Annotated in this window: 20 protein-coding genes, 1 tRNA gene and 1 pseudogene; 9 read left to right on the top strand and 13 right to left on the bottom strand. The window is 44.6% G+C overall.

What is annotated here, in order from left to right; translation table 11 throughout:
- Nucleotides 1–81 precede the first annotated feature (81 nt).
- Both ICV01_RS06815 and pgi read right to left on the bottom strand, forming a co-directional pair.
- Nucleotides 82–1,467, bottom strand: a complete 1,386-nt coding sequence (locus ICV01_RS06815) for a phosphomannomutase/phosphoglucomutase (RefSeq protein WP_215286862.1) — start codon at nt 1,465–1,467, stop codon at nt 82–84.
- Nucleotides 1,468–1,504: 37 nt separating this feature from the next.
- Complete coding sequence (pgi, locus tag ICV01_RS06810; RefSeq protein ID WP_215286860.1) at nt 1,505–2,962, bottom strand: glucose-6-phosphate isomerase; 1,458 nt, start codon at nt 2,960–2,962, stop codon at nt 1,505–1,507.
- Between the two features lie 96 nt (nt 2,963–3,058).
- Here pgi and ICV01_RS06805 point away from each other — a divergent pair.
- The 8 genes from ICV01_RS06805 to ICV01_RS06775 all read left to right on the top strand — a co-directional run bounded on the left by ICV01_RS06805 (nt 3,059) and on the right by ICV01_RS06775 (nt 10,332).
- Nucleotides 3,059–3,148: transfer RNA gene (locus ICV01_RS06805), tRNA-Ser, on the top strand.
- Nucleotides 3,149–3,271: 123 nt separating this feature from the next.
- Entirely contained in the window at nt 3,272–3,400 is a 129-nt protein-coding gene (locus ICV01_RS09130) for a hypothetical protein (RefSeq protein ID WP_256440693.1), read from the top strand.
- A 104-nt stretch (nt 3,401–3,504) separates the two neighbouring features.
- Nucleotides 3,505–3,840 carry a hypothetical protein gene (locus ICV01_RS06800; RefSeq protein WP_215286858.1) on the top strand — a complete coding sequence of 112 codons (336 nt, stop codon included), beginning with the start codon at nt 3,505–3,507 and terminating at the stop codon, nt 3,838–3,840.
- A gap of 68 nt (nt 3,841–3,908) precedes the next feature.
- Complete coding sequence (locus tag ICV01_RS06795; protein ID WP_215286857.1) at nt 3,909–5,192, top strand: TolC family protein; 1,284 nt, start codon at nt 3,909–3,911, stop codon at nt 5,190–5,192.
- A 13-nt stretch (nt 5,193–5,205) separates the two neighbouring features.
- Nucleotides 5,206–5,784: a hypothetical protein gene (locus ICV01_RS06790; RefSeq protein ID WP_215286856.1), complete on the top strand. Its 579-nt coding sequence runs from the start codon at nt 5,206–5,208 to the stop codon at nt 5,782–5,784.
- On the top strand, nt 5,781–6,815 hold the full coding sequence (locus ICV01_RS06785) for an efflux RND transporter periplasmic adaptor subunit (protein WP_215286855.1): 1,035 nt from the start codon (nt 5,781–5,783) through the stop codon (nt 6,813–6,815). Before ICV01_RS06790 ends, ICV01_RS06785 begins: the two co-directional genes overlap by 4 nt.
- A gap of 9 nt (nt 6,816–6,824) precedes the next feature.
- A complete protein-coding gene (locus ICV01_RS06780; protein WP_215286854.1) occupies nt 6,825–9,947 on the top strand; it encodes an efflux RND transporter permease subunit in 3,123 nt (1,040 codons plus the stop codon).
- A 16-nt stretch (nt 9,948–9,963) separates the two neighbouring features.
- Nucleotides 9,964–10,332 carry a hypothetical protein gene (locus ICV01_RS06775; RefSeq protein WP_215286853.1) on the top strand — a complete coding sequence of 123 codons (369 nt, stop codon included), beginning with the start codon at nt 9,964–9,966 and terminating at the stop codon, nt 10,330–10,332.
- Between the two features lie 39 nt (nt 10,333–10,371).
- Here the strand turns inward: ICV01_RS06775 and ICV01_RS06770 are convergent.
- From ICV01_RS06770 to rph, 11 genes and pseudogenes are all read right to left on the bottom strand, one after another.
- A pseudogene (locus ICV01_RS06770) lies at nt 10,372–10,566 on the bottom strand (hypothetical protein); the annotation flags it as partial.
- Nucleotides 10,567–10,632: 66 nt separating this feature from the next.
- Nucleotides 10,633–12,807, bottom strand: coding sequence for a cation-translocating P-type ATPase (locus ICV01_RS06765; protein WP_215286852.1), 2,175 nt, complete (start codon nt 12,805–12,807; stop codon nt 10,633–10,635).
- 929 nt (nt 12,808–13,736) lie between these two features.
- Nucleotides 13,737–14,111, bottom strand: a complete 375-nt coding sequence (locus ICV01_RS06760; RefSeq protein WP_215286851.1) for a hypothetical protein — start codon at nt 14,109–14,111, stop codon at nt 13,737–13,739.
- Between the two features lie 51 nt (nt 14,112–14,162).
- Nucleotides 14,163–15,926, bottom strand: a complete 1,764-nt coding sequence (locus ICV01_RS06755) for a DNA polymerase (protein WP_215286849.1) — start codon at nt 15,924–15,926, stop codon at nt 14,163–14,165.
- Entirely contained in the window at nt 15,926–16,549 is a 624-nt protein-coding gene (locus ICV01_RS06750; protein WP_215286847.1) for a hypothetical protein, read from the bottom strand. The genes ICV01_RS06755 and ICV01_RS06750 overlap by 1 nt, the downstream gene beginning before the upstream one ends.
- Entirely contained in the window at nt 16,546–16,746 is a 201-nt protein-coding gene (locus ICV01_RS06745; protein ID WP_215286845.1) for an AlpA family transcriptional regulator, read from the bottom strand. Before ICV01_RS06745 ends, ICV01_RS06750 begins: the two co-directional genes overlap by 4 nt.
- A gap of 110 nt (nt 16,747–16,856) precedes the next feature.
- Complete coding sequence (locus ICV01_RS06740; protein WP_215286843.1) at nt 16,857–17,711, bottom strand: hypothetical protein; 855 nt, start codon at nt 17,709–17,711, stop codon at nt 16,857–16,859.
- Complete coding sequence (locus tag ICV01_RS06735; RefSeq protein ID WP_215286842.1) at nt 17,708–18,895, bottom strand: integrase arm-type DNA-binding domain-containing protein; 1,188 nt, start codon at nt 18,893–18,895, stop codon at nt 17,708–17,710. The genes ICV01_RS06740 and ICV01_RS06735 overlap by 4 nt, the downstream gene beginning before the upstream one ends.
- 269 nt (nt 18,896–19,164) lie before the next feature.
- On the bottom strand, nt 19,165–20,334 hold the full coding sequence (gene hemW / locus ICV01_RS06730; protein WP_215286840.1) for a radical SAM family heme chaperone HemW: 1,170 nt from the start codon (nt 20,332–20,334) through the stop codon (nt 19,165–19,167).
- Nucleotides 20,335–20,337: 3 nt separating this feature from the next.
- Nucleotides 20,338–20,952, bottom strand: a complete 615-nt coding sequence (rdgB, locus tag ICV01_RS06725) for an RdgB/HAM1 family non-canonical purine NTP pyrophosphatase (RefSeq protein WP_215286838.1) — start codon at nt 20,950–20,952, stop codon at nt 20,338–20,340.
- Between the two features lie 29 nt (nt 20,953–20,981).
- Nucleotides 20,982–21,710 carry a ribonuclease PH gene (gene rph, locus ICV01_RS06720; RefSeq protein WP_215286836.1) on the bottom strand — a complete coding sequence of 243 codons (729 nt, stop codon included), beginning with the start codon at nt 21,708–21,710 and terminating at the stop codon, nt 20,982–20,984.
- 22 nt (nt 21,711–21,732) lie between these two features.
- Here rph and ICV01_RS06715 point away from each other — a divergent pair, with 22 nt between their 5' ends.
- Nucleotides 21,733–22,653: a YicC/YloC family endoribonuclease gene (locus ICV01_RS06715; RefSeq protein WP_215289170.1), complete on the top strand. Its 921-nt coding sequence runs from the start codon at nt 21,733–21,735 to the stop codon at nt 22,651–22,653.
- The last annotated feature ends 24 nt before the right edge of the window (nt 22,654–22,677 follow it).

Below are 22,677 nucleotides of genomic sequence, written 5' to 3'. Positions count from 1 at the left end.
TATTGAACTATTAAAAAAGGCAGCTAGAAGCTGCCTTTTTGTTTTTGAGAATTTACTTCTCAGAATGGATGGTTTTAAAAATTAGAAGGGTAGCTTTGCATCTGGTTTGGCGGCTAAAAAGACCTTTTTAAATTCCGCTTGAATGCGTTCAATGGCTGCTTGGTTGTCTGCTTCAAAGCGCATCACCACAATAGGTGTTGTATTGGAAGGGCGGGCTAAGCCAAAACCGTCAGCGTATTCAACTCGAACGCCATCAATCGTATTGACAGTTTCCGCGCTCGCAAATTTAGCTTCCGCTTTGATTTTTTCTAATAGAGTGAATGCTTCACCTTCAGCGCACGGCATTTGTAACTCCGGAGTGCAGATCGCATTGGGCAGGTTGTTGAGTGTGGCATTAGGATTTGCTTCGCCGCTTAGGATTTCTAGTAAGCGTGCACCTGTGTATAGGCCGTCATCAAAACCATACCAGCGATCTTTAAAGAAGATGTGACCGCTCATTTCTCCTGCAAGAGGAGCGCCGGTTTCTTTAAGTTTGGCTTTTACTAAAGAGTGGCCTGTTTTCCACATTAATGGCTGGCCGCCTTGTTCTTTAATGTAGGTGGCTAAATTGCGCGTGCATTTCACGTCATAAATAATTTGTGCGCCAGGGTTGCGAGAGAGTACATCTTTTGCAAACAACATCATCTGACGATCTGGGAAAATTACTTGGCCATCTTTGGTGACAACGCCTAAGCGATCAGCATCACCATCAAATGCAAGACCTAATTCGTTGTCTGTGGTTTTTAGATTTTTAATTAAATCTTGTAGATTTTCTAGATGAGCTGGGTCTGGATGGTGGTTAGGGAATGTGCCATCGACTTCACAAAACAACTCTTCTACTTCACATCCAAGTTCCCTGAATAGGCGACCTGCGAATGCACCACCAACACCATTACCGCAATCAACTGCAATCTTTATTGGGCGTTTTAGTTTGATGTCACCAACAATTCTTTGTAAGTATTCGGGGAATATGTTGTATTCACTGCGAACACCAGTACCGCTAGAGAATTTTTTATCTAGGATTCTTTGGCGTAATCCTTGAATTTCCTCACCGTAGATGGCGGCTCCACCTAGAACCATTTTGAAGCCGTTGTAATCAGGGGGGTTGTGGCTTCCTGTAATCATGATGCCTGATTTAGCTTGTTGACCCTGAAGGGGAATATTGGTTCCGAAATACACCATGGGAGTTGCAACAACACCTAAATCAATGACATTAATGCCAACAGATAGTAGACCTTCTGTTAAGCCTTCCATTAATGAAGGGCCTGATAGGCGACCGTCTCTACCAACTACACAAGTAGTCTCTCCCAAATCTTTCATTGCACTACCAAATGATTGCCCAATTAATTTAGCAATAGATGGGTCTAGAGTTTTATCAATCACACCACGAATGTCGTAGGCTTTAAAAATTGATGCTGAAAGTTCCATAAATATTGCTCTTGAGTTTTTGGTGGGGGTGACGGGCTTAAGAGTTCAGCCATTTAATACGTGCTGCCGTGATTTCATCAATGCCGTTAAGCGCGCTATTGTCACCGTGTAGTGCTTGTTGAATTGGTTTGGCTAGTTTTTTACCTAATTCAACGCCTGGTTGATCAAAGCTGTTGAGGTTCCAGATGGCTCCTAGGCAAAGTGCTCGATGTTCGTAGAGAGCTAATAGCGCTCCTAAGTGGTAGGCATCCAACTTTTTAACCCATAGCAAATTGCTCGGACGATTCCCTGGACATGAGTTGTAGGCGTTAGTTTCGTTTGAGCCATTTGCTAAAGCTTGCGCTTGCGCTAGGCAGTTAGCAATCAATGCTTCGTGATGTTCTTTTGCTTCCGGTAATTGACTCATGGGTTCTTGAACAGCGATGAAGTCAACGGGAATAATTTGTGAGCCTTGATGCAGCATCTGGAAATAGCTATGCTGAGAGTTGCTACCCGCGCTGCCAAAAACAACCGGTGAGGTCGGGTCGCATGTTTCGCCGCTCATGGTGACTGTTTTGCCGTGGCTTTCCATTTCTAGTTGTTGCAGCCATTCAGGCAGAAGTCGTAGCGCGTGAGCATAAGGGATTAACGCTTTTGCAGTAATGCCATGCTTTTTTTGATTATGAATGAGTGTTAGCGCTAATGTTAGCGGCATGTTTTCAGTTGCGGGCGCTGTGATGAAGTGTTCATCCATGGCGTGCGCGCCAGCTAAGAAATCCATGTAAGTATCAAAACCAAATTTAATGGCGATTGGGAAGCCTACGGCTGACCAAACAGAGAAGCGACCACCAACCCAGTCCCAGAAGGGGTAGATGTTGTCTGGGGCGATGCCAAAGGCTTCTGCTGCTTCTGGATTGGCAGTAATGCCAATCAATGATTTTTTAATTTGTGACGGTGTTGCATTATGTTGCTTTAACCAGTTAATCACTGTTTGAGCATTTCTGAGTGTCTCTAAGGTCGTGAATGTTTTAGAGGTGATCAGAACCCGTGTGCTATGAGGTTGAGCTCTAGATAAGGCCGTTGCTAATTCTGCGCTATCAATATTCGCAACGAAATGAAGTCGAATGGCATTATTTTCTTTGGGGTTGATGTGGTACAGGGCATCGCATACTAAGCGTGGCCCCCAGTCAGATCCGCCAATACCTAGGCAAATAATGTCTGTGATGCCCATCAGCTGATTGCAAAAGCCACTCATGCGTTGCCAAACATTTTTGACTAAGGGCATGACATCGATGCCATCAATCGTCATGGCGCGATTTGATAAATTTCTTAGGGCTGGGTGTAGGGCAGCTCTATTTTCTGATTGATTGATGGCTTTACCAGCTAGTAGGTCATCACGTTTTTTTAGCGCACCACGACCAATGGCCATGTCAATTAATTGACGCCACTCATCATCGGATATCTTTTGGTAAGCCGTATCAAGCGTTAAGCCTACAGCGCTAATTAATTTTGACATTTATGAATTTTAACAAGGTTTTAGAGCGCTTAAATGACGGAAAAATGAAAAAAATCGACACAGCTCTTCAGATGACTCTATAATCACGGCTGTTTTGGAAGCTTGGCAGAGTGGTTGAATGCAGCAGTCTTGAAAACTGCCGAGGATGCGAGTCCTCCGTGAGTTCGAATCTCACAGCTTCCGCCAAGTCAATAGGTATTACAAGGGTTTGTGGCAATACAACAGCCTTGTTACCAAAATCGTTACCAAAGCCATCCTATGGGGTGGCTTTTTCTTTTCATCCGTGCCTCCATTGGATAAACTTTACATATGGATAAGAATCCCGCTGAACTCGATATTAGCCCTGCAGAAGAGGAAAAGCAGGCTGCGGTTGAGCGCACCTTGGAGCTGGAGCAATTAGAGGATCGAGAGTTTCAGGGAACTCACCGCAATTACTAACCCTATACCCTTCAATTAGAGTGGGCTATTTGTGTTTGGGGTGGTTCTAAAGGCGGCGGCTTAAGTCGTAGGCACAGAAACCAAAAATATGTTTTAATCACTCTATGAGAAAAATACTGATAATCCTAGCTTTGCTAGCTTTATCAATTCAAACCTCCTACGCAACTATTGCAGGCTACTGCCAAAAAGAGCAGGGCCCAGCTATGCATGTTGCCCATCACGAGCATCAAGAAGCCGCTGCTACTGTCTCGGCTAGTGACTCTGTAGCCGCTGATTCCGATTGCGGAGTCTGCCATTTGGCGCACTCACCGGCATTAAATTCGTCTTTTAGTGTTTCAATTACTGCCACCACCTTTCATTACGAAAGTGCTCAAGTGGAGTTTTTAGTCGATTTTTCTCCCGCTCCACCAGAAAAACCCAATTGGATTTCTCTCGCCTAAGTTAGCGAGAGCATCAATCTAACCATTCTTCTCGCTAACTCTGTTTTGTACAAACAAATGGAGTTTCTATGTCGCGAGAGTATTCAGACGCAGTTTGTCGCTGTGTCATTCAACTTACAGGATTAATCTTCCTATTGGGCTCACCAATAGCGCTAGCCAATGGAGAGCGCAAAGGTGAATCGGCCTTAAAGTCTTTCTATGAGTCATCATGGGAGCGCCAGCCTGACTACAGATCCTATCAATACAAGGTAGAGGCAGCGCTTGCTAAGCAAAAAATTGCTAGCAGTCTTTTGGTGAGTCCTGCATCGGTAGAGGTCTCCCAAAAAACAGATAGAACAAATAGCAACCAGGGTGCTAGCGAGACTATCCTCGGTCTGGGTATTCCACTTTGGCTATGGAATGAACGGTCAAGCTCAATTAATTTAGCCGATGCTGAGTATAAAAAGCTTTTGTCCCAATACTATCTTGCCCAATTAAAGATTGCGGCTGAAGTAAGAGATACCTATTGGAATTACCAAAGATCAAAGATTGAGTCTGACTTGGCACTACGTCGATTTGAGAACGCAAAGACTTTGGCTATGGATGTTGAAAAAAGGTTTAAGGCTGGCGACTTATCCCGCGCTGATCTGCACCTGGCTAATGGAGCACTCGCATCCTCAGAAGCCTATTTTGTTGAAGCGCAAGCCAATGTAATTAATGCCGAGCAAAGAGTGCGTTCTCTATTAGGTAGTGAGAATCTAAAGAAAATTCAATTTGGTGACGCCGCTAAAAATATTGAGCCAGTGCCTAAGGTTCCTGAAAATTTATCAGCCCTAGATTCCAGCTTGCCAATTGTTGCAGCGCTTGTGGATCAGTTGGAGGTGGCCAGAAAGGCGCTTGATTTGGCAAAGTCTCAAACGAGGGCTTCTCCTGAGTTGCAAATATGGACTACTAAGGGTCGTGAAGTTTACGGAGTTCCGTATCAGCAATCCGTTGCGATTGGTTTGAGAATTCCATTTGGTTCGGACGCCCGAAATACCAATAGATTGGCGAGTGCTACGGCCGAGATGGTGGATTCCGAGGCGCGCTTAGCTTATGAGCGCGAGTCTGCCTTAAGTAATGTGGAATCAAATATGGCATTGGTCAAATCAGCCCAATTGAAACTTAGCGCTGCCGATAAAAGATCGACCTTAGCCAATGAAACCCGGCAATTTTTTGAAAAATCGTTCCGCTTCGGAGAAACAGACCTGCCCACAAGATTGCGTATTGAGATTGAAGCAGTAGACGCCAATCGACAAGCGGCAGTTGCAAAAATTAATTACGCAGTAGCCGTCTCAAATCTACGCCAGGCGCTTGGCCTGTTACCTGAATAAGCAAATTGATCCTATGAAATTATTTAAAAACTATATCCACTACTTGGTGCAGCTAATAGCTGCTCTAACTTTAGCAATCTCGCCTTCATCTTATGCGGGGCCCGGGCATGACCATGGTGACGAAAAGCCTAATCAGCAGCAAGCCCAAACATCACCGCGTTTTTACGCTGAGTCTGATCTTTATGAGCTCGTCGGGGTGATTCGAGACGGGCAAATAACACTTTATCTAGATCGCTATGCAACTAATGAGGCTGTAAAAGGTGCCAGCATTGATATTGAAGTTGATGGGGCAAAAGTAGCTGCAAAGCCGCATGGTGATGGAGAGTATTTGATCGAGTTAAAAAACAAAATCAAAGATCAGCCAACCCCCATAAGCATCACCATCAATGATGGCGGGGAGCTTGATGTTTTAGTTTCCACGATTGATTTAAGTCAGTTTGAAAATTCTTCGGTAATGAATTGGAAAACATGGTTAAAGCTATTGGTATTGATGTGCTTTGTTGCCGGAGTTGCTTATTGGTCTTATCGCAATAGGGGCTTACTAAGAAGTCGTGCCATAAGAATCATCAATCAAATTAAGGAGCGGGTATGAATCGCAATTTAAAAGATCTCAGATTGTTCGCATTTCTCATGGGTTTATCAGCTGCGTTATTTACCTTCAAAGTCTATGCTGGTCCAGGACATGATGATTCATCAGTACAGGTGCAGGGAGATGCTCCCAAAAGACAAGCCGATGGGAATCTGTTTGTTCCAAAACCTGCCCAAAGACAGTTGCATGTCATGACTGCCCCTGGTCAACCAGGTGAATATGCCAAAACCTATGACTTAGCAGGTAAGGTCATCATGGATCCTAACTTTGGAGGCAAAGTTCAGGCCATCGTTGCAGGTCGAATTACCCCTGGGCCCAACGGCTTTCCCTTGCCGGGGCAAAAGGTCAATAAGGGCGACGTTCTCGCTTATGTAACCCCTGAAGCCGGTCCCGGAAAATCACGGTCACTTGCAGAGAGTCGGCTAAAGCGATTGCGCGAACTGAGCGATACAGTTCCTCGCAAAACAATTGAAGAGGCAGAGGCTGCGGTCGCTAATGAAGAATTAAGAGCTCCAGTTACTGGAATTATTTCTACTACAGGCATTGTTTCCGGCCAGGTGGTGCAAGAGAGAGATCTGATTTTCGAAGTAGTAAATCCTTCTAAGCTTTTAATTGAGGCACTTGCCTATGATCCAAACTTGGCGAAAAACATTGCTGACGGCAAAGTTGAAGTCAATGGCAAGGTGATTGAGCTTTCTTATCTTGGTGGCGGCCAGACTCTACGCGAACAGGCTTTACCACTCACATTCTCTGCTAAAGCTGATGATTTGCAATATCTCCCTATAGGTCAGCCTATAAGAGTGTTTGTGAATACCAATACCAAGGTCTTAGGTAACAAAGTCCCTACAAAATCGCTTGTTAAGAGCGGCTCAAACCAAACCATCGTATGGGTTAAAAGAAATCCTGAAACCTTTGAGCCTAGGGTGGTGGTTTATGAGCCCTTAGACGGTCAAAGTATTGTCATTACGAGTGGTATTAAAGATGGTGACCGAGTGGTTACTGATGGGTCGTCTCTCATCAACCAGATTCGCTAAGGACAGTATATGTTTACTTGGTTACTAGACTTTAGTTTGAAGAATCGACTGATAGTGATTTTGCTTAGCCTGATTGCTATGGGCTATGGGCTCTTTACCTTAAGCAAAATGCCTGTTGATGTATTTCCTGATTTAAATAAACCTACTGTCACCATCATGACTGAGGCTGGTGGTATGGCCTCTGAAGAGGTTGAGCAGCTCATCACTTTCCCATTAGAAACCGCTATGAATGGTTTGCCAGGTGTTGAGGCAATTCGTTCGGTATCTAGCGCAGGCCTTTCATTTATTTACGTCACATTTGATTGGTCCGTTGATATTTACCGCGCTAGGCAGATGGTATCGGAGAGGTTGTCATCTATGGAAGGTGCTATTCCAGATGGCATAGTTTCTCGCATGGGCCCCATTAGCTCGATCATGGGTGAAATTATGCAGATTGCCATTCCAATTGATGAGTCAAAGATTTCATCTATGCAAGTGCGCGAATATGCCGATTGGGTACTTCGCCCAAGACTGATGGCTATTCCAGGTGTTGCCCAAGTGATTCCGATTGGCGGTCAGGTAAGGCAGTTTCAAGTGCAGCCCAATACTCGTCGCATGGCTGAACTAGGTCTGAGCATATTGCAACTAGAAGATGCATTAAAGGGGTATTCAGCCAATACATCTGGCGGCTTTCTTGAATCGAATAATCGCGAGTACTTGATTCGTCATATAGGGCGCACTTCTAGTTTGGAGGATTTGAAAAATATTGCTGTTTCAAGTCGTAATGGCCAGCCAATACTCTTAAAGCAAGTCGCCGATGTCACATTTGCACCAGCCGTAAGACGAGGAGATGCTGGTTATGAGGGTGGTCCAGCGGTAATACTGGGTGTTCAAAAGCAACCCTCAGCAGATACGGTGGAATTAACCAAGAAAATTGAGGCTGCAATATCTGAGTTAAAACAAGGCCTTCCAGTAGGCATGAATACCCCAAAAGTGACATTTAGACAGGCGAGTTTTATCGATGCGTCCATTAGTACCTTGGAAGGTAAGCTCATCGGTGCCTCAATCTTTGTAGCGGTAGTGCTGTATTTGTTTTTAGGAACGATACGCCCAGTCATCATCTCTTTAACTGCAATTCCCGTTTCGATTTTATTGACAGCCTTAGTTTTTAAATATTTTGGCCTATCGATCAACACGATGACATTGGGAGGTTTAGCCATTGCGATTGGAGGCTTAGTAGATGATGCTGTAGTGGACGTAGAAAACGTGATTCGGCGTCTGCGAGAAAATCTTGATAGGGATAAGGTCAATCAATTATCCCCGCTAGCAATTGTGCGAGCAGCCTCATTAGAGGTGAGGACAGGAATCATCTATGCAACTGCAATTATTGTTTTAGTGTTTATCCCATTATTTGCGTTGCCGGGTATTGAGGGTCGCCTATTTGTTCCTTTGGGTATTGCATTTATTGTCTCCACCTTGGCATCGCTTTTAGTGTCAGTCACGATCACCCCAGTACTTTGCTTCTATTTATTGCCGTCAATGAAGTCACTTAGGGATCACGATACAAAAATCGTTACTTGGTTAAAAAGTCATTACAAGGTTCAGTTATCTAGATTATTGGCGGCCCCAAAAAAACCTTTGATGTATGCATTTGCATCAGTCTTATTGGCTGGCGCGAGCATTCCTTTTATGGCGAGTTCATTTTTACCGCCATTTAATGAGGGAACATTACTCATCGGCCTTCGACTAAATCCTGGTGTTTCTCTTTCTGAGTCTGCTAGCGTAGCGAGTCAAGCCGAAAAGCTTGTCAGACAAGTTCCCGAGGTGACCTATGTTGGGCGAAGAAGCGGTAGGGCAGAGCTAGATGAGCACGCCGAAGGAGTGCATGTCAGTGAGCTTGATGTTGGCATTAAACCGGCAGGCGAACTAGATCGTTCAATGGCTGAAATCCAAGCTGATATTCGGTCAAGACTGGTCAATTTACCCGCTGCTATTGCGATTGGGCAGCCCATTTCTCATCGTATCGACCATATGCTCTCAGGCGTTAGATCCAAAATCGCAATCAAGATTTTCGGTGATGATTTAGATCAGCTGCGAAGTCAGGCAGACTTATTAAGATCAAAACTAGCAGGGATTGAAGGCCTGGTTGATTTAGAGATTGAAAAGCAAGTGCTGGCTCCGCAGATCAAAGTTCGCATTGATTATGATCGGACTGCGCAATATGGAATCTCTGCTTCTCAGGTAATGTCCTCCTTGCAAGGCATGGTTGAAGGGGAGCGGATTTCACAGATTATTGAAGGTAATCGACGCTTCGCTTTAGTGATCAAGCTGCCAGAGTCTGCAAGAAATTTAGAGGGCCTCGCAGATATTTTGATTGATACTCCGAATGGAAAAATCCCACTTTCAAAAATTGCAACGATTGAAGATGGTGATGGACCAAATCAAATTAGTAGAGACGGCGGCAAAAGAAGAATTGTCTTATCGGCTAACACCTCTAAACGGGCTCTATCTGATGTAGTTGCTGATATTAGAGGTGTGATCGCAAACCAAAGTTTGCCAGAGGGCTACTTTATTACCTTAGATGGTCAATTTAAGGCGCAAGAAGAGGCCTCTAAATTAATTGGCCTGCTCTCTGTGGGCTCACTACTATTGATATTTGTTGTTTTAAATAGCCGCTATCGATCGGCGCAACTATCTTTAATGATCATGCTCAATATCCCGCTAGCCATGGTGGGCGCTGTTATTGGGTTATGGATCTCGGGGCAGCCACTTTCAATTGCAGCATTAATAGGCTTTATTACTCTGGCGGGAATATCGGTACGCAATGGAATTCTGAAGATCAGTCATTACCTCAATTTGATGCAATCGGAGGGAGAGGTATTTGACTTATCAATGATTATTCGGGGTTCTATCGAGCGTCTAAGCCCAGTCTTAATGACGGCTTTAGTGACGGCTTTTGCTTTAGCGCCTTTGTTATTTGAAGCAGAGCGACCTGGCACGGAAATTCTTCACCCAGTGGCGGTCGTTATTTTTTCAGGCCTTATTAGCTCTACATTGCTTGATACATTTTTAACTCCAGCAATTTTTTGGCTTTATGGCAGAAAAGCATCCGAAAAAGTATTGGGTAGTATTAAATCAAACGAAGCTTTTTAATTAAAGGAGATAAAAAATGAAGATCAAAATATTGATAACTAGTTTACTTTTAAGTTTTTTTGGATTTGTCTATGCTGGCGCTGGTCATGAGTTAAAGCCAGTTCACGGTGGGGTGATGGTAGAGGCTAAGGATGTCGATGTTGAATTAGTGGCTAAGTCAGACATTTTGACTATATATTTGTCTGATCATGGCAAGCCTCTATCTTCTGAAGGCGGTAATGCCAAGCTAACTATTCTTAATGGATCTGATAAAAAAGATTACGATCTACTGTCTGTGGGAGATAGGTTTGAACTCAAAGGTGCTTTTTCCGTACCAAAAGGATCAAAAGCGATTGCGGTGATTAAACTGAAATCAAAGGTTGTTACAGCTAGATTCAACATGTAAGAACAGTTGCATTTTTGTCCAGCAGCAACTTCAGCGCCCTTACATGTAGTGTTGTTTCCGCATCATCTGCTGTTGCATGTTGATGTACTGATCAGTCATATATTGGCGCTGTTTGAGTTGCTCTGGCGTGAGTTTGGAATAGTGGCCGCCCATTCCGTGCCATCCCATCATGCCAGCACCGCTCATCATGGAACCGTTATTGCAACAACCCATCATCCTAGATGAAAAACCCCAGAAAAGGGTAGTGCCACTACAAATGTAGATGTATGCAAATTCATCCTACTCTTATAGAACAAGATGTCAATGACGCAATAGCCTTAACCCATTAAATACCACCAATAGGCTTGCTCCCATATCGGCAAATACAGCCATCCACATCGTTGCCTGCCCTGTAAATGTGAGAATTAAAAACACAGCCTTGATTCCAAGCGCAAGAACGATGTTTTGGATGAGCACATTCGCGGTGGCGCGGGACAGGCGAACAAAGGCAGGAATTTTTCGTAAATCGTCATCCATTAATGCGACATCTGCCGTTTCAATGGCTGTATCAGTACCAGCAGCCCCCATAGCAAAGCCAATATCAGAGCGAGCTAAAGCTGGTGCATCGTTAATTCCATCTCCAACCATGCCTACCTTATTGCCATTTGCGCCTTTTATGAGACCCTCAATTATCTTAAGCTTGTCTTCTGGGAGAAGGTTGCCTTTTGCTTCGTCGATCCCAACTTCCCGTGCAATCGCTTGGGCGGTATGGATATTGTCACCAGTGAGCATGAGTGTCTTGATGCCAAGTGTATGCAGTTCGGCGATAGCTTGCCTGCTTGTTTCTCGCACAGTATCTGCTACGGCGCAGATAGCAATCACTCCAGTTTGGTTAGCCAGCAACACTACCGTTTTGCCTTGGCGTTCCAAAATGTTCAGTTTTGCCTCAAGCTCTAATGAGCACAGCTTCAACTCTTCAATTAGTCGATGGTTTCCCAATTGATAGGTATGTCCGTCGATGTTGGCACGTACCCCACGACCGGGTATTGCCGAAAATTCAGTAACTTCGCGAAGTGTTAAGCCTGCCTCAGTAGCGGCACGGGCAATGGCCAGTGAGACTGGATGGTCAGAGCGAGCAGCGAGGCTTGCAGCAAGGATTCTTACGCCTGACCCATCACCACTTAAATCAATGAAGTCTGTTTGTGCGGGTTTGCCGTGTGTAATCGTTCCTGTCTTATCCATTGCTATGACTGCTAGCTTGCGACCTTTTTCAAGATAAACACCGCCTTTAATCAAAATTCCTTTACGAGCTGCCGCAGCAAGAGCGCTCACGATAGTGACAGGAGTTGAGATCACTAGCGCACAGGGGCAAGCAATAACCAGGAGCACCAAAGCTTTATAGACTGAGTCGAACCATGGATAGCCAAAAGCCAATGGTGGAATGCAGGCCGCCAGAAGGGCGATGACAAAAACGGTTGGCGTGTAAATCTTGGCAAATTGGTCAACAAAACGCTGCGTTGGTGCACGGCTACCTTGCGCTGACTCAACAGTATGAATGATGCGAGCTAAAGTGGAGTTGCTAGCTTCTGCGGTTACGCGGTATTCAAATGATCCAGTCTCATTGATCGTGCCAGCAAAAACCAGATCACCCTCAGCTTTTTCAATTGGTAAACTCTCTCCAGTAATAGGGGCTTGATTTACTGATGAGTGGCCGCTAGTGACTACGCCATCAAGTGCAATACGCTGACCGGGGCGTAGGCGCACGATAGCACCAAGTGGCACAGTATTAGCGGATGCATCTACCCAACTGCCATCTTGCTGTCGCACAGTCGCTGTATCAGGTGCCAAATCCATTAGCCCGCGAATGGCGTTGCGTGCCCGATCTAGTGATTTAGCCTCAATCAACTCGGCTACCGCAAAGAGGAACATCACCATTGCAGCTTCTGGCCAATGACCAATAAACATCGCACCAGTAACAGCAATCGACATGAGCGCATTCATGTTGAGATTGCCATTTTTCAGTGCAATCCAACCTTTTTTGTATGTTGGCAGACCGCCTAGCAAAATTGCAGCAATAGATAGACCTATTACGGCCCAGTGATTACCAATTTGAATCCAGTAAACCCCTTCAGCTAATATCGCTGTTACACCCGATACTGCTAGTGGCCACCATTTAGTCTTGGGTGCTGGTTTTTCTGCTGACGTATCAGTTGGCTTGATTTGCGTTGCTTGCATGCCTATGCTTTTTAAGACCGCCTCTATTGGAGCAAGGCTATTGAGGTTGTGGTTTACAGTTAGCGTTCGCTGCATTAGGTTGAATTGCAACCCTGTTACACCCTCAAGAGCGCCAAGTTTGTTGCGAATGAGCGCTTCCTCGGTAGGGCAGTCCATATTTTCAATGCGGTATTGAACTCTATTGTGGTCAATAGAAGGGGAGGGTTGATTTGTAGTTGGCGTTGCCGAACAGCCACATCCATTATTACTGCAATCACTCATCATCTATTCCTTGATTTATTGGATTTTTATAGCGCCAAAGCTTAATTATGACTCTAAAGCATGGGATTCCTGGCCCTTAAAGCGGATGACTATATTCAAATCGATGCTTGAGTTAGCTTAGAAACGGCTCGATATTGAATGGCAGAGGATATGTTCCGCCAAGGTCCGCTTTGGGTCGACAGCGGTTATCGCGGAGATAGCGTCCGCCGTACATGGCTGTTTATTAATGGTTCCAGGGCTAAAACCGCCGCGTTACCAAAGTTTGTTACCAAATTCAATCACCTGCGCGCAACATGCCTTAGTTATTTAGGTGCTGGTTTATTTCGGAAACATGAGGGGGTAGGGCTTCTATTTTCTGGGAATGCTGACCCCACCCACCCGGCACCCCCCAATTTTAAAAATGGGTCCCTCATTTCCACTATGCACACTATTCTGCACAGGCGATGAGTAATTTTTAAAAACAATGTCAAATTTTTGACTTTGCTTTGGGTAAGGTCTTTAAAACAATTTCACTTAATTCATCTGGGTCACTTAAGTTCATAGCTCTATACCCTGAGGGTTTTCGGCCTCGCGTCTTCGTGCCAGTAAACATATTCAGGTACCAGCCGAGCTGCTCTAGCAAGGCAAACTGCAGGCTTTTCTCACTACGTTCATGCCTTTCTCGCCTGGTTTGACCAGCATTTCTATACTGCGGATGGTTGGCGCCTTGTAGAACATTTCTGCTTTTGTGGGCGCCATGCATCCTACATGCCCTAGTTCCGAATGCTGCTGGGTTATTGCAGGGTAGTCTAGTTCTTTTCGATTTGCAGCCACACAACTTGGCGCCATGCATCCTCACACTAGGCAAAGGCATTTGACAGGTCTCCACACCTTATTTAGGGGGTCTTTAAGGCGCTTAAATTTAATTTCCTCAATACCTATGCAAACACTCATAGTATGGTCACCCGTGGGTATCCACCGCGTTGTGGGAAAAGTTTAATTAACCCGTGTATCTCTAGTCTCCTCAAGATGAGTTGCCGAGTTTGCCGAGTGAGACCAGTTATGGCATCAATTTTGGAATCCAGCTTTACAGTTTTAGAACCTTGAAGGCCAACATAAAGCCATAGCGTAGTAGCAACAATACCAGTAGCGCCACCGAGATGGTTTGCTTTCTTGAGCCAGTCAATTGAGATTGGCCCTTTGATGAATAAACCAGGCTGTCTTGCAGGTTTAGGTGGGGGTGTATAAGGTTCGCATCTACCAAGCTCTTTATCAAGGTCGATGTCTAAAAGAGAAAACTTCTTAGGCTGTAGGTTTGTAGTCATATGATTTCTTTATGAGTAGATATATATAAGATTGGACAGGTGTTAAATGTTCTAACACCCTGCGTTAAGTTTTTCACTGCTTTTGATGCGCTCAAGAATAGTCATGACGCGGTCCCAGAAAATCTGACCAGCGTCCTCATGGAACCGCTCAGGGCTGCGGATTATTTTTGCGTCACTGGCTAGTTTGAATCCATCAAGCAGAATCGCACTGGCTTCTTCCATGCAATCCTGGGCTACTAAAACTGCATCATCAATTTGGTATTCAGGAGCCTCAATCAATAAAGCATCGTGTACAGGCGCACAAATATTGATACCTCTCTCGTGCATCAATATGCATGCAAGTCTTAGCATTTCTGCTGCATTGGCTTGCATTGGAAAGTTGCGCAAACTACGTGGGTTTAGATCTGGTTGAACATTCAGTCTCCAGCCAAACAAAGTAGCTACCTGATTGAATGCAACGGTCGTGTTGTAAAGATTGTCTGACCAGTCCCAAAACGTCCTATAAACTTTCTTGTGCATATCAAGGAGCTGTTTGGCTCGTAACACTGGTGTACCTAATCGGTCCGCCAAAGACTCTGCTCCCATGCCATATTGAGTTGCCAGGACGCACTGCTTGTACTGATTTCGCTCATTTGGGTGACTATGTTTAGTTGCGGTTTGCGGAACTGCAGCAGCTTGCTTCGCGAAAGCAAGATATGGGTCACCGGATAAATAAGCTTCAAGCATATTTTTGTCTTGGGATAATGCAGCTGCAATACCAAATTCCTGTTGTGACCAGTCAATGTATGCAATAGCCATCCCAGGACGAGGCTGGATTAGACCTCTTAGCCACTTTGACAGCCCAAAAACAAACTTAGTTGTCGAAGGTTGGTTGCGCCCTGTGATCGATGAAAATTGTGATAACAGGCAGCGGTTACGCCCATCACTGCCGACATACAGGTCACTCAATCTAAGCTTTGCTAAGCAGTCTCGCAAATTGTGCAATGGCAACAGATTGGGGTATGCCTTGGACATGTCCTTGAAGGTGTCTTCGTCTAACTTAAGTTTTCCCGTTGCTGTTCTGGGCCATGGGATATTAGCTAGCCCAAGATACTTCTCAAATAAATCGCTTTTAAATACGCCATCCTGGTAGACCCCATAAGCTGCATCGACTTCTAAAATAAGCTCGCCTTTAATCTTGTCCCAGAAATGGCACAGATCGGCATAAGTCTGAATATCAATGGGTGTGCCAGTGTTTTCCATAGCGGCAACAGCGATGTTGTATTGCCCTCTGAGCAGCGCGCGTGGCTGGTCAATCCCCGGTAGCATGGCACTTAAAAGAGGTAGTAATGCATCTACATCTGACTGGCAATAATCCAACAACGATGACCGTTCATGATAGTTGTATGGCCCGCCTCTTAAAGCTAAGGTGCGCATCTCCTCTTTGTGCTCAGGGACAATTGAATCTAGACCAAAAAATTTCATAGCTCCAAGCAGCGAACGGCCACCTGGTAAATATGAAAACCCATTTGTCCTATTGCGAAACTCAGCGTAGAGATCTAGAACGTTTTGGGGCATTGGCCAGCCCAAAGCCTTGAAGCAAGACATTTCAGCGCTGGCAAAGTAGGCAACAATGACGGCTGTCTTATCAATTGGGAAAGGTGGTGCCTTTAATTGATAGAGCTCCTCCTGGAAGATGCGATGAGATTTGCCGGTACCAATTTCATAAGCAACCATACATATCACTTCTGGCAAGTTACCCTCACGCCCCTCTAGGGGGCGGAATTCAAAGTCGAGGGTGATGCAGTCACGCAAGGAAAAATCTTGATTAACCATTAGATCCTCCCTTGAATTTGGCGAATATATGGGTGATCAGGCGAGTCGATGATTCGGCCAGCAAATGCATCGTTGATCAATTCCTCCATGGACTGCTTTGGCCATCTTGGGAAGCCCAAGTCGTTTGCTGAAGTGGTTATTTCATATTGTCCAGCAGACATGTTTGCTTGCACCCTGACCCATTCATCTTCAGCCAACTTGATCGCATTCTTTAATGAGGAGTGCCAAAGATTTCTTCTTCCATTTGGGTCCAAATCAGGCTCTCCAATTAACTTAGGGGTGCCTGCGTTGTCAACAGCCAAGCGGATTGTTTTTACTGTAGCTAGGCTGCCTAGCTGGCCTGCCATATTAGGGGATGCTAGGTATGTCTCACCACTATCTTTGTCCTCAACAGTAAGGCAGGGAAATTTATAATCATCTCCAGGATGAACTCTGGAAAACCGGTATTTATTGAGTTTCCCGTAGGTTGCTTTGAGCGGTAATACAGTCCCACCGCTGGCGCTGTAGGTGTCAGGTAATCTTAGGCTACTTAGAAGTGAAGACGTGCTTTCTGTGGCTGCAGTTGACTCGGGTTTATCAACAAGCGAAGTCTCTTGAGGTTGGTTTAAAGTTTGGTCGCTCATGCTGCCTCCTTGTGAGATTTAGCAAACTGGCGCTCAATCCAGTCATCGACATCTGACTCTTTCCATACACAAATACCACCAATTCGTACAGGAGCTACAAACTCTTGTTTGGCGATCTTCAGCCAAATTGTACTTTTGGCAAGTGTTGTTTTTTTTGATACTTCAGCTATGCGTAATAGCTGTACATAGTTTTGCATTCAAGTGCTCCTAAAAGAAAGTTCAATTAAATCCAACCAAGTTTGATTGGGCTTAATTGAATTGTTCTCTCTTAGGTGAGCATCTATAGTTCAACACTTAAGTGTTGAAATTATTTATTAGGAAGATCAGTAATCCTGATTTTTAAGGCTTTCTCAAAGAAGGTGCGCAATGTTGTTGGAGCCCATTCATTTCTCTTGAGTGCTTCTCTGTCTACTGCTTGAATTGCTGGGTCTTGGCGCTTTTCTTCTCTGCTTAATCTAGGCTTTTGTACATATGGCGGCGTTGGGTATTTCTTTTTTACTAAGTTGCAGAACCGCGCGTAAATCTTTTTTGAGATTATCTTATCTACCGCACCAGCACTCAGGATTTCATTCAAGCACTCCTCGAGACACTTGTTGTTAGTTGAGAATTTTTTGACTTTACCCGCGGTTTGACTTTTCACGGTCTTCCGCTTCTTAAGAAGATTGTCAACATAGTTAAAGCGTAAAAACTTATTCTCAAACTTTAAATGATCGACTTCGTTGCTAAGTAATTCAAGAAGAATAGTTGCTTGAGCAAGCCTTGCTATTAACATACTTTTTTCCTGCTGTTCAAACTCATCCAAAAGTTCTTTAATTTTTACCTTAAGATTTTCTTCGGAGGAATATTTTTGCTGTGGGCTGTCTGGATCTGTCTGGTATTTATGCTGAATGCTGACTAAATCCATTACTTTTTCAATAAAAATATGACTGAAGTTTTGGCGCCCACTGTTTGGAGGGATATTCCAGCCCTGGGCATTGTATTGTTCATAAATCTTTTGATTCAAGCCTTCAAATTTATTAGTCTTAACTGCCTTGCGCATTTCTTCAAGAGTTTGGCGTGACTCTTTGTCTAGATCTTTTTTGAGAAGATTCTGAATCATTTCAAGAAGCTCTTGTTTAATGATTTTTTGCTGAACATTGTATTTATCGGTAATTGAGTTCATGAGTGCTCTCCACTTAAGCAATAATTCTGCCAATCATTCATTAGTAGCCTGCGTTTTTCAAGTAAATCTCTTCGTCGATACGCTGCCTCAACTTTATTACTAATTGTGTGTGCCAGTGCCATTTCGGCAACTTCTGAGGGGTGATTTGTTTCTTCGGAGACCCAGTCCCGAAAGGATGATCTAAATCCGTGAACCGTTGCGTCAACCCCAGCGCGGCGCAGTGCCATTGGCATAGCCATATTTGATAAGCATTTCCCGTTATTTGAAAATAGGTATTCGCTATCTTCGTCCATAGCTCTAGCAATTGCTAGTATTGCTAATGATCTTGCAGATAGCGGTACGCGGTGCTCTTTCTTGGCTTTCATTCTGTTTGCGGGGATTATCCAAATATCACCATGCACTTCAGAACGCAGTCCACCAACCACCTCACCAGTTCTTGATGCATTCAAAATTGTGAACTCAAGTGCAAGAGACCCAACGGTTGCCATCTCAGCAAGGTTAGAGATCAGAGATGGGACTTGTCTGTATAGCAGTGCTTTGTGGTGGTTTACTTTCTTTAATTTATTCGGCGCTGGCAAGATAGTTTGTAAATGACCGCGCCATAGTGCAGGGTTGGTCCCAGTTCGTAGCTGTCTTGTTGTTGCCGATGCCAAAATCCACTCGAGCCTACCTCTCAGCCTGGATGCAGTTTCTGTTTTGCTGACCCATATTGGCGAAAGGATGGCCAAGATATCTTCTGTACTGATCTCGTCCAAATATTTGTTGCCGATAACTGGGTAGGCAAACTCTTTAAGTGTGTATTCCCACTGGTCACCGTGCTTCTGGTTTGTCCATTCAGCGCGTTTTGTTTTTATGCACTCTTCAGCAAAATCTTTGAATACAGATTTTTTGGTCTGCAGTTCTATTGTTTGGGATTTTTGTTTTTGGCGCTCAGCTATAGGGTTGATGCCAGAATTAATTTGGTTCCTTAGTTCTTGAGCTTTAAGCCGTGCTTCGGCAATAGATACCTTGGTGTAAGGCCCAAGGCTAACATTTTGTTGTTTCCCGCCCTGAGAGTATCGGAATATCCAGTATTTTTTAAGATTGGGTTTAACCCATAGATGTAAACCTGTAACTAAGGCGTCGGTGTACCGCCCCTGGCTTTTAAGATTTTCCACATATTTAAAACTTAGGTTTGTGCTCATGTATCCTCCATTGATTGTTACCAAGGATGGTTACCAAATGTTGCGCTTATAACAACATAGACCAGCCTGGGATCGAATATAGGGATTTAGAGATCTAGTTTGAATTCATCACTTAAGTGATGAATAATTTCTCAATAGATGCATGGATTTGCATCGTCTACTTCAGTTTTGATTGATCTAATTTTCTCTAAATCCGTACGGAGCTAGGTTAAGCCACAGCTTCCGCCAGACGCCTAAAACCTCCCAGCAGTTATGTTTGGGAGGTTTTTTTATTTCAGGAATAGCATTTGCAAATCATTCAGATATTGCATGCCTAAAGGGGTTGCTTTAAGGGTTCTAGGGTCTGCGTCGAGTAGCTGTTTTTTAACGGCTGCCTCTAGCATCGGATTGATTTGCGCTAATGGGATGCCGGTTCTCTCATTAAATGCATGAGTCGGTACACCTTCAATCAGTCTTAGGGCGTTGAGCATGTACTCAAAAGGTAAATCATTTTTATCTAAAGTGCGTTCTTCAATAAGTGCATGACCATCTTTGAATATTTTCGTCATATAGCTATCGGGATGGCGTTCATTGACTTGCCGAGTGATTCTGTTGTGTTCAGAGATTTTTCCGTGAGCACCGGCACCAATTCCAATGTAGTCTCCAAATTGCCAATAATTGAGATTGTGTTGGCATTGGCGACCTTTCTTGGCGTACGCAGAAACTTCATAACGGCTGTAGCCTGCTTTCTCTAAAGCATTCATTAAATGATCGAGCATCTCAAAAGCACTATCGTCATCTGGTAGCGCTGGGGGGTATTTAGCAAATAGCGTATTGGGTTCGAGGGTTAGGTGATACAAAGAAATATGACCCGGATCAAAACTGATGGCTTGCTGGATATCAGCTAAGGCATCATTAAGAGATTGACCGGGAAGGGCGTACATCAAATCGATATTGACTTGATCAAATAATTCAAGTGCTGCTCGTATGGCTGCTTTGGCTTGTTCACTATCATGCACGCGACCAAGCGCTTGAAGTTTTGAGTCGTCAAAACTTTGAATGCCCAAAGAGATCCGGTTGACGCCACTTTCCGCAAAGCTTTTAAATTTATCTTTCTCAAAAGTGCCAGGGTTCGCTTCCATCGTTATTTCAGCATCGGCATTGAGTGGTAATAAAGCTCTGATATCTGAGAGCAGTTGGTCAAGACCCTCTTTAGAGAGAAGACTTGGGGTGCCACCGCCAATAAAAATAGTTTGAACTTTTCTACCCCACACCTTAGGTAAGGTACTTTGTAAGTCTAGGCGTAAGGCTTCTAAGTAACGTTGCTCGTCAAATCCTGCGGGGAAGCCACTTTCTTTGCCGTCTTTAATTTGATGAGAGTTAAAGTCGCAATAGGGACATTTCTTGATGCACCATGGAATATGGACATAAAGCGATAAGGGAGGAAGTGCTTGCAGCATGGGTTACTGTTTAAATTTGCGCTGTAGCTGCGCAATCAAATCTTGCATGGCTAACCCACGATGACTGATCGCATTTTTTTCTTCGGCACTTAATTCTGCTGCTGATTTATTTAGACTTGGGATAAAGAAGTGAGGGTCGTAACCAAAGCCAGCAGAACCTCTAGGTGTGTCGATGATGTCGCCATACCATTTACCCACGGCGATTAATGGTTCTGGATCAATATCTGATTCTAAAAATACCAAAGTGCAGGTGAAGTGGGCTGATCGATCGCTGATGCCCGCCAATTTTTTGATTAAGAGTTGATTGTTATCTTCATCGCTAGGATCTTTTTTTTGATCCGATAAAGAAAAACGCGCAGATAGGACTCCGGGTAAGCCACCTAAGGCATTAACGCAAACCCCTGAGTCATCGGCTAGAGCGGGGAGGCCGCTTAGTTTGCTAGCATGTCTTGCCTTGGTAATGGCGTTTTCGACAAAGCTTGGGAATGGCTCTTCGCAAGAAGGAATGCCAAGCAGGCCTTGAGGGATGACCTCAAAGCCTAGTGGTGCTAGTAGCAAGTTAAATTCTTTAACTTTCCCGGCATTGTTAGAGGCCAGAACAATTTTCTTGGGTACCATTTTTAAAATTTAATTGATGAATGGATGAATCAATTACCCAAGGCTTGTTTTTGTAAAGCCACTAATTCGCTGATACCTTTTTCAGCAAGATTCAGTAGGGCATCTAATTCTGCTCTGGAAAATGCGGCACCTTCAGCGGTACCTTGCACTTCGATAATTCCTCCACTGCCGGTCATAACGACATTCATATCGGTGTCGCAAGCAGAGTCTTCCGCGTAATCAAGATCGAGTACAGGGTGCCCTTCATAAATACCCACTGAAATAGCGGCCACGTGATCCTTAATAGGATCTTGTGTAATTAATTTTTTCGCTAAAAGTTGATTAACAGCATCTCTGGCTGCCACGAATGCGCCAGTGATGGAAGCGGTTCTTGTGCCGCCATCGGCTTGTAGTACGTCACAATCCAGATGAATGGTGCGCTCTCCTAAGAGCTTTAGATCAAAAATGCTACGCATAGATCTGCCAATGAGGCGCTGAATTTCTTGGGTGCGGCCACTTTGCTTGCCACGAGCCGCTTCACGGTCACCGCGAGTGTGGGTGGCTCTAGGTAGCATGCCGTATTCCGCTGTTACCCAGCCTTCACCGCTTCCTTTTTGGTGAGGTGGCACTTTTTCAAGTACGCTGGCGGTGCAAAGCACGTGTGTATCGCCAAATTGCACCAAAACGGACCCTTCGGCGTGTTTGGTAAATCCACGAATAATTTTGATATCACGCAGATTTTCTGCGGTTCTGTTACTAGGTCTTTTGAAGTTTGTCATGTTACGACTTTACAATATGAGAATGATAGAAAGTATGACCGGTTTTGGTGGAGCCTCTAGACAAATTCATCTAGGTGGAAAAGCCTATGCAACTGTAGCGGTGGAATGCCGCTCTGTGAATAGCCGTTTCCTAGATTTGAACATACGTTCCCCTGAGGAGTGCCGATCAGCGGAAATGCCCATACGCGAGATGGTAACGAAACAACTGTCTCGTGGGAAGGTGGAGTTTCGGATTAATGTCCATCGCGAGGCCGAGCAAGGGCTCGCGGCTACTGAATTATTGAATAAAAGCGCTTTGGATGGATTGAAGTCTATAGAAGCTTCGATTCTTAAAGAAATGCCTAATGCGGGAAATATGCGCATGGGCGAGATTCTTAAATGGCCTGGGGTTATTAATGAGGCTAGGGCTGATGATGCCTTATGGCGTTCTGCCACATTAGAGGCCGCTAACGATGCCCTGATGGCCCTGAAAGAGAGTCGCCAGGGTGAGGGCAGGGCTTTGTTCTCAGTGCTTATGGAGCGTGTCGTAGGGATTCGTGGAATTGTTGCCACCATTGAGCCATTGATTCCCGAGATTATTGTGGCTCATCAGGCTAAATTGACAGAGCGCTTAACTGAGATTTTGACTGGGGTGGATGCCCAAGGGCAAGCCGTCTCTAAAAATGACATTTCGGACCGCATTAGGCAAGAGGTGGTGTTGTATGGAGTACGTATCGATGTGGCTGAAGAGCTAAGTCGTTTGAAAACTCATTTGGATGCGGTGGAGAGTGCGCTTAAAAAGGGCGGTCCCGTCGGAAAGCGTTTGGATTTCTTGATGCAAGAGTTGAATCGTGAGGCTAATACCTTAGGCTCTAAATCTGTTTCTCAGGAAAGTAGTAATGCTTCTATTGAAATTAAGTTACTGATTGAGCAAATGCGCGAACAGGTTCAGAATTTAGAGTAATTAAGACCGCGACTGTGGAGATTT

Source organism: Polynucleobacter sp. MWH-Spelu-300-X4 (assembly GCF_018687515.1).
Classification (GTDB): Bacteria; Pseudomonadota; Gammaproteobacteria; order Burkholderiales; family Burkholderiaceae; genus Polynucleobacter.
Note: the sequence above shows the minus strand (reverse complement) of the source record. Positions and strands in the feature narration are given on the sequence as shown.

What these genes read in the sequence shown, in the direction of transcription:
- ICV01_RS06815 (WP_215286862.1), bottom strand. Translation starts at nt 1,467, where the DNA reads ATGGAACTTTCAGCATCAATTTTTAAAGCCTACGACATTCGTGGTGTG.
- pgi (WP_215286860.1), bottom strand. Translation starts at nt 2,962, where the DNA reads ATGTCAAAATTAATTAGCGCTGTAGGCTTAACGCTTGATACGGCTTAC.
- ICV01_RS09130 (WP_256440693.1), top strand. Translation starts at nt 3,272, where the DNA reads ATGGATAAGAATCCCGCTGAACTCGATATTAGCCCTGCAGAAGAGGAA.
- ICV01_RS06800 (WP_215286858.1), top strand. Translation starts at nt 3,505, where the DNA reads ATGAGAAAAATACTGATAATCCTAGCTTTGCTAGCTTTATCAATTCAA.
- ICV01_RS06795 (WP_215286857.1), top strand. Translation starts at nt 3,909, where the DNA reads ATGTCGCGAGAGTATTCAGACGCAGTTTGTCGCTGTGTCATTCAACTT.
- ICV01_RS06790 (WP_215286856.1), top strand. Translation starts at nt 5,206, where the DNA reads ATGAAATTATTTAAAAACTATATCCACTACTTGGTGCAGCTAATAGCT.
- ICV01_RS06785 (WP_215286855.1), top strand. Translation starts at nt 5,781, where the DNA reads ATGAATCGCAATTTAAAAGATCTCAGATTGTTCGCATTTCTCATGGGT.
- ICV01_RS06780 (WP_215286854.1), top strand. Translation starts at nt 6,825, where the DNA reads ATGTTTACTTGGTTACTAGACTTTAGTTTGAAGAATCGACTGATAGTG.
- ICV01_RS06775 (WP_215286853.1), top strand. Translation starts at nt 9,964, where the DNA reads ATGAAGATCAAAATATTGATAACTAGTTTACTTTTAAGTTTTTTTGGA.
- ICV01_RS06765 (WP_215286852.1), bottom strand. Translation starts at nt 12,807, where the DNA reads ATGAGTGATTGCAGTAATAATGGATGTGGCTGTTCGGCAACGCCAACT.
- ICV01_RS06760 (WP_215286851.1), bottom strand. Translation starts at nt 14,111, where the DNA reads ATGACTACAAACCTACAGCCTAAGAAGTTTTCTCTTTTAGACATCGAC.
- ICV01_RS06755 (WP_215286849.1), bottom strand. Translation starts at nt 15,926, where the DNA reads ATGGTTAATCAAGATTTTTCCTTGCGTGACTGCATCACCCTCGACTTT.
- ICV01_RS06750 (WP_215286847.1), bottom strand. Translation starts at nt 16,549, where the DNA reads ATGAGCGACCAAACTTTAAACCAACCTCAAGAGACTTCGCTTGTTGAT.
- ICV01_RS06745 (WP_215286845.1), bottom strand. Translation starts at nt 16,746, where the DNA reads ATGCAAAACTATGTACAGCTATTACGCATAGCTGAAGTATCAAAAAAA.
- ICV01_RS06740 (WP_215286843.1), bottom strand. Translation starts at nt 17,711, where the DNA reads ATGAACTCAATTACCGATAAATACAATGTTCAGCAAAAAATCATTAAA.
- ICV01_RS06735 (WP_215286842.1), bottom strand. Translation starts at nt 18,895, where the DNA reads ATGAGCACAAACCTAAGTTTTAAATATGTGGAAAATCTTAAAAGCCAG.
- hemW (WP_215286840.1), bottom strand. Translation starts at nt 20,334, where the DNA reads ATGCTGCAAGCACTTCCTCCCTTATCGCTTTATGTCCATATTCCATGG.
- rdgB (WP_215286838.1), bottom strand. Translation starts at nt 20,952, where the DNA reads ATGGTACCCAAGAAAATTGTTCTGGCCTCTAACAATGCCGGGAAAGTT.
- rph (WP_215286836.1), bottom strand. Translation starts at nt 21,710, where the DNA reads ATGACAAACTTCAAAAGACCTAGTAACAGAACCGCAGAAAATCTGCGT.
- ICV01_RS06715 (WP_215289170.1), top strand. Translation starts at nt 21,733, where the DNA reads ATGATAGAAAGTATGACCGGTTTTGGTGGAGCCTCTAGACAAATTCAT.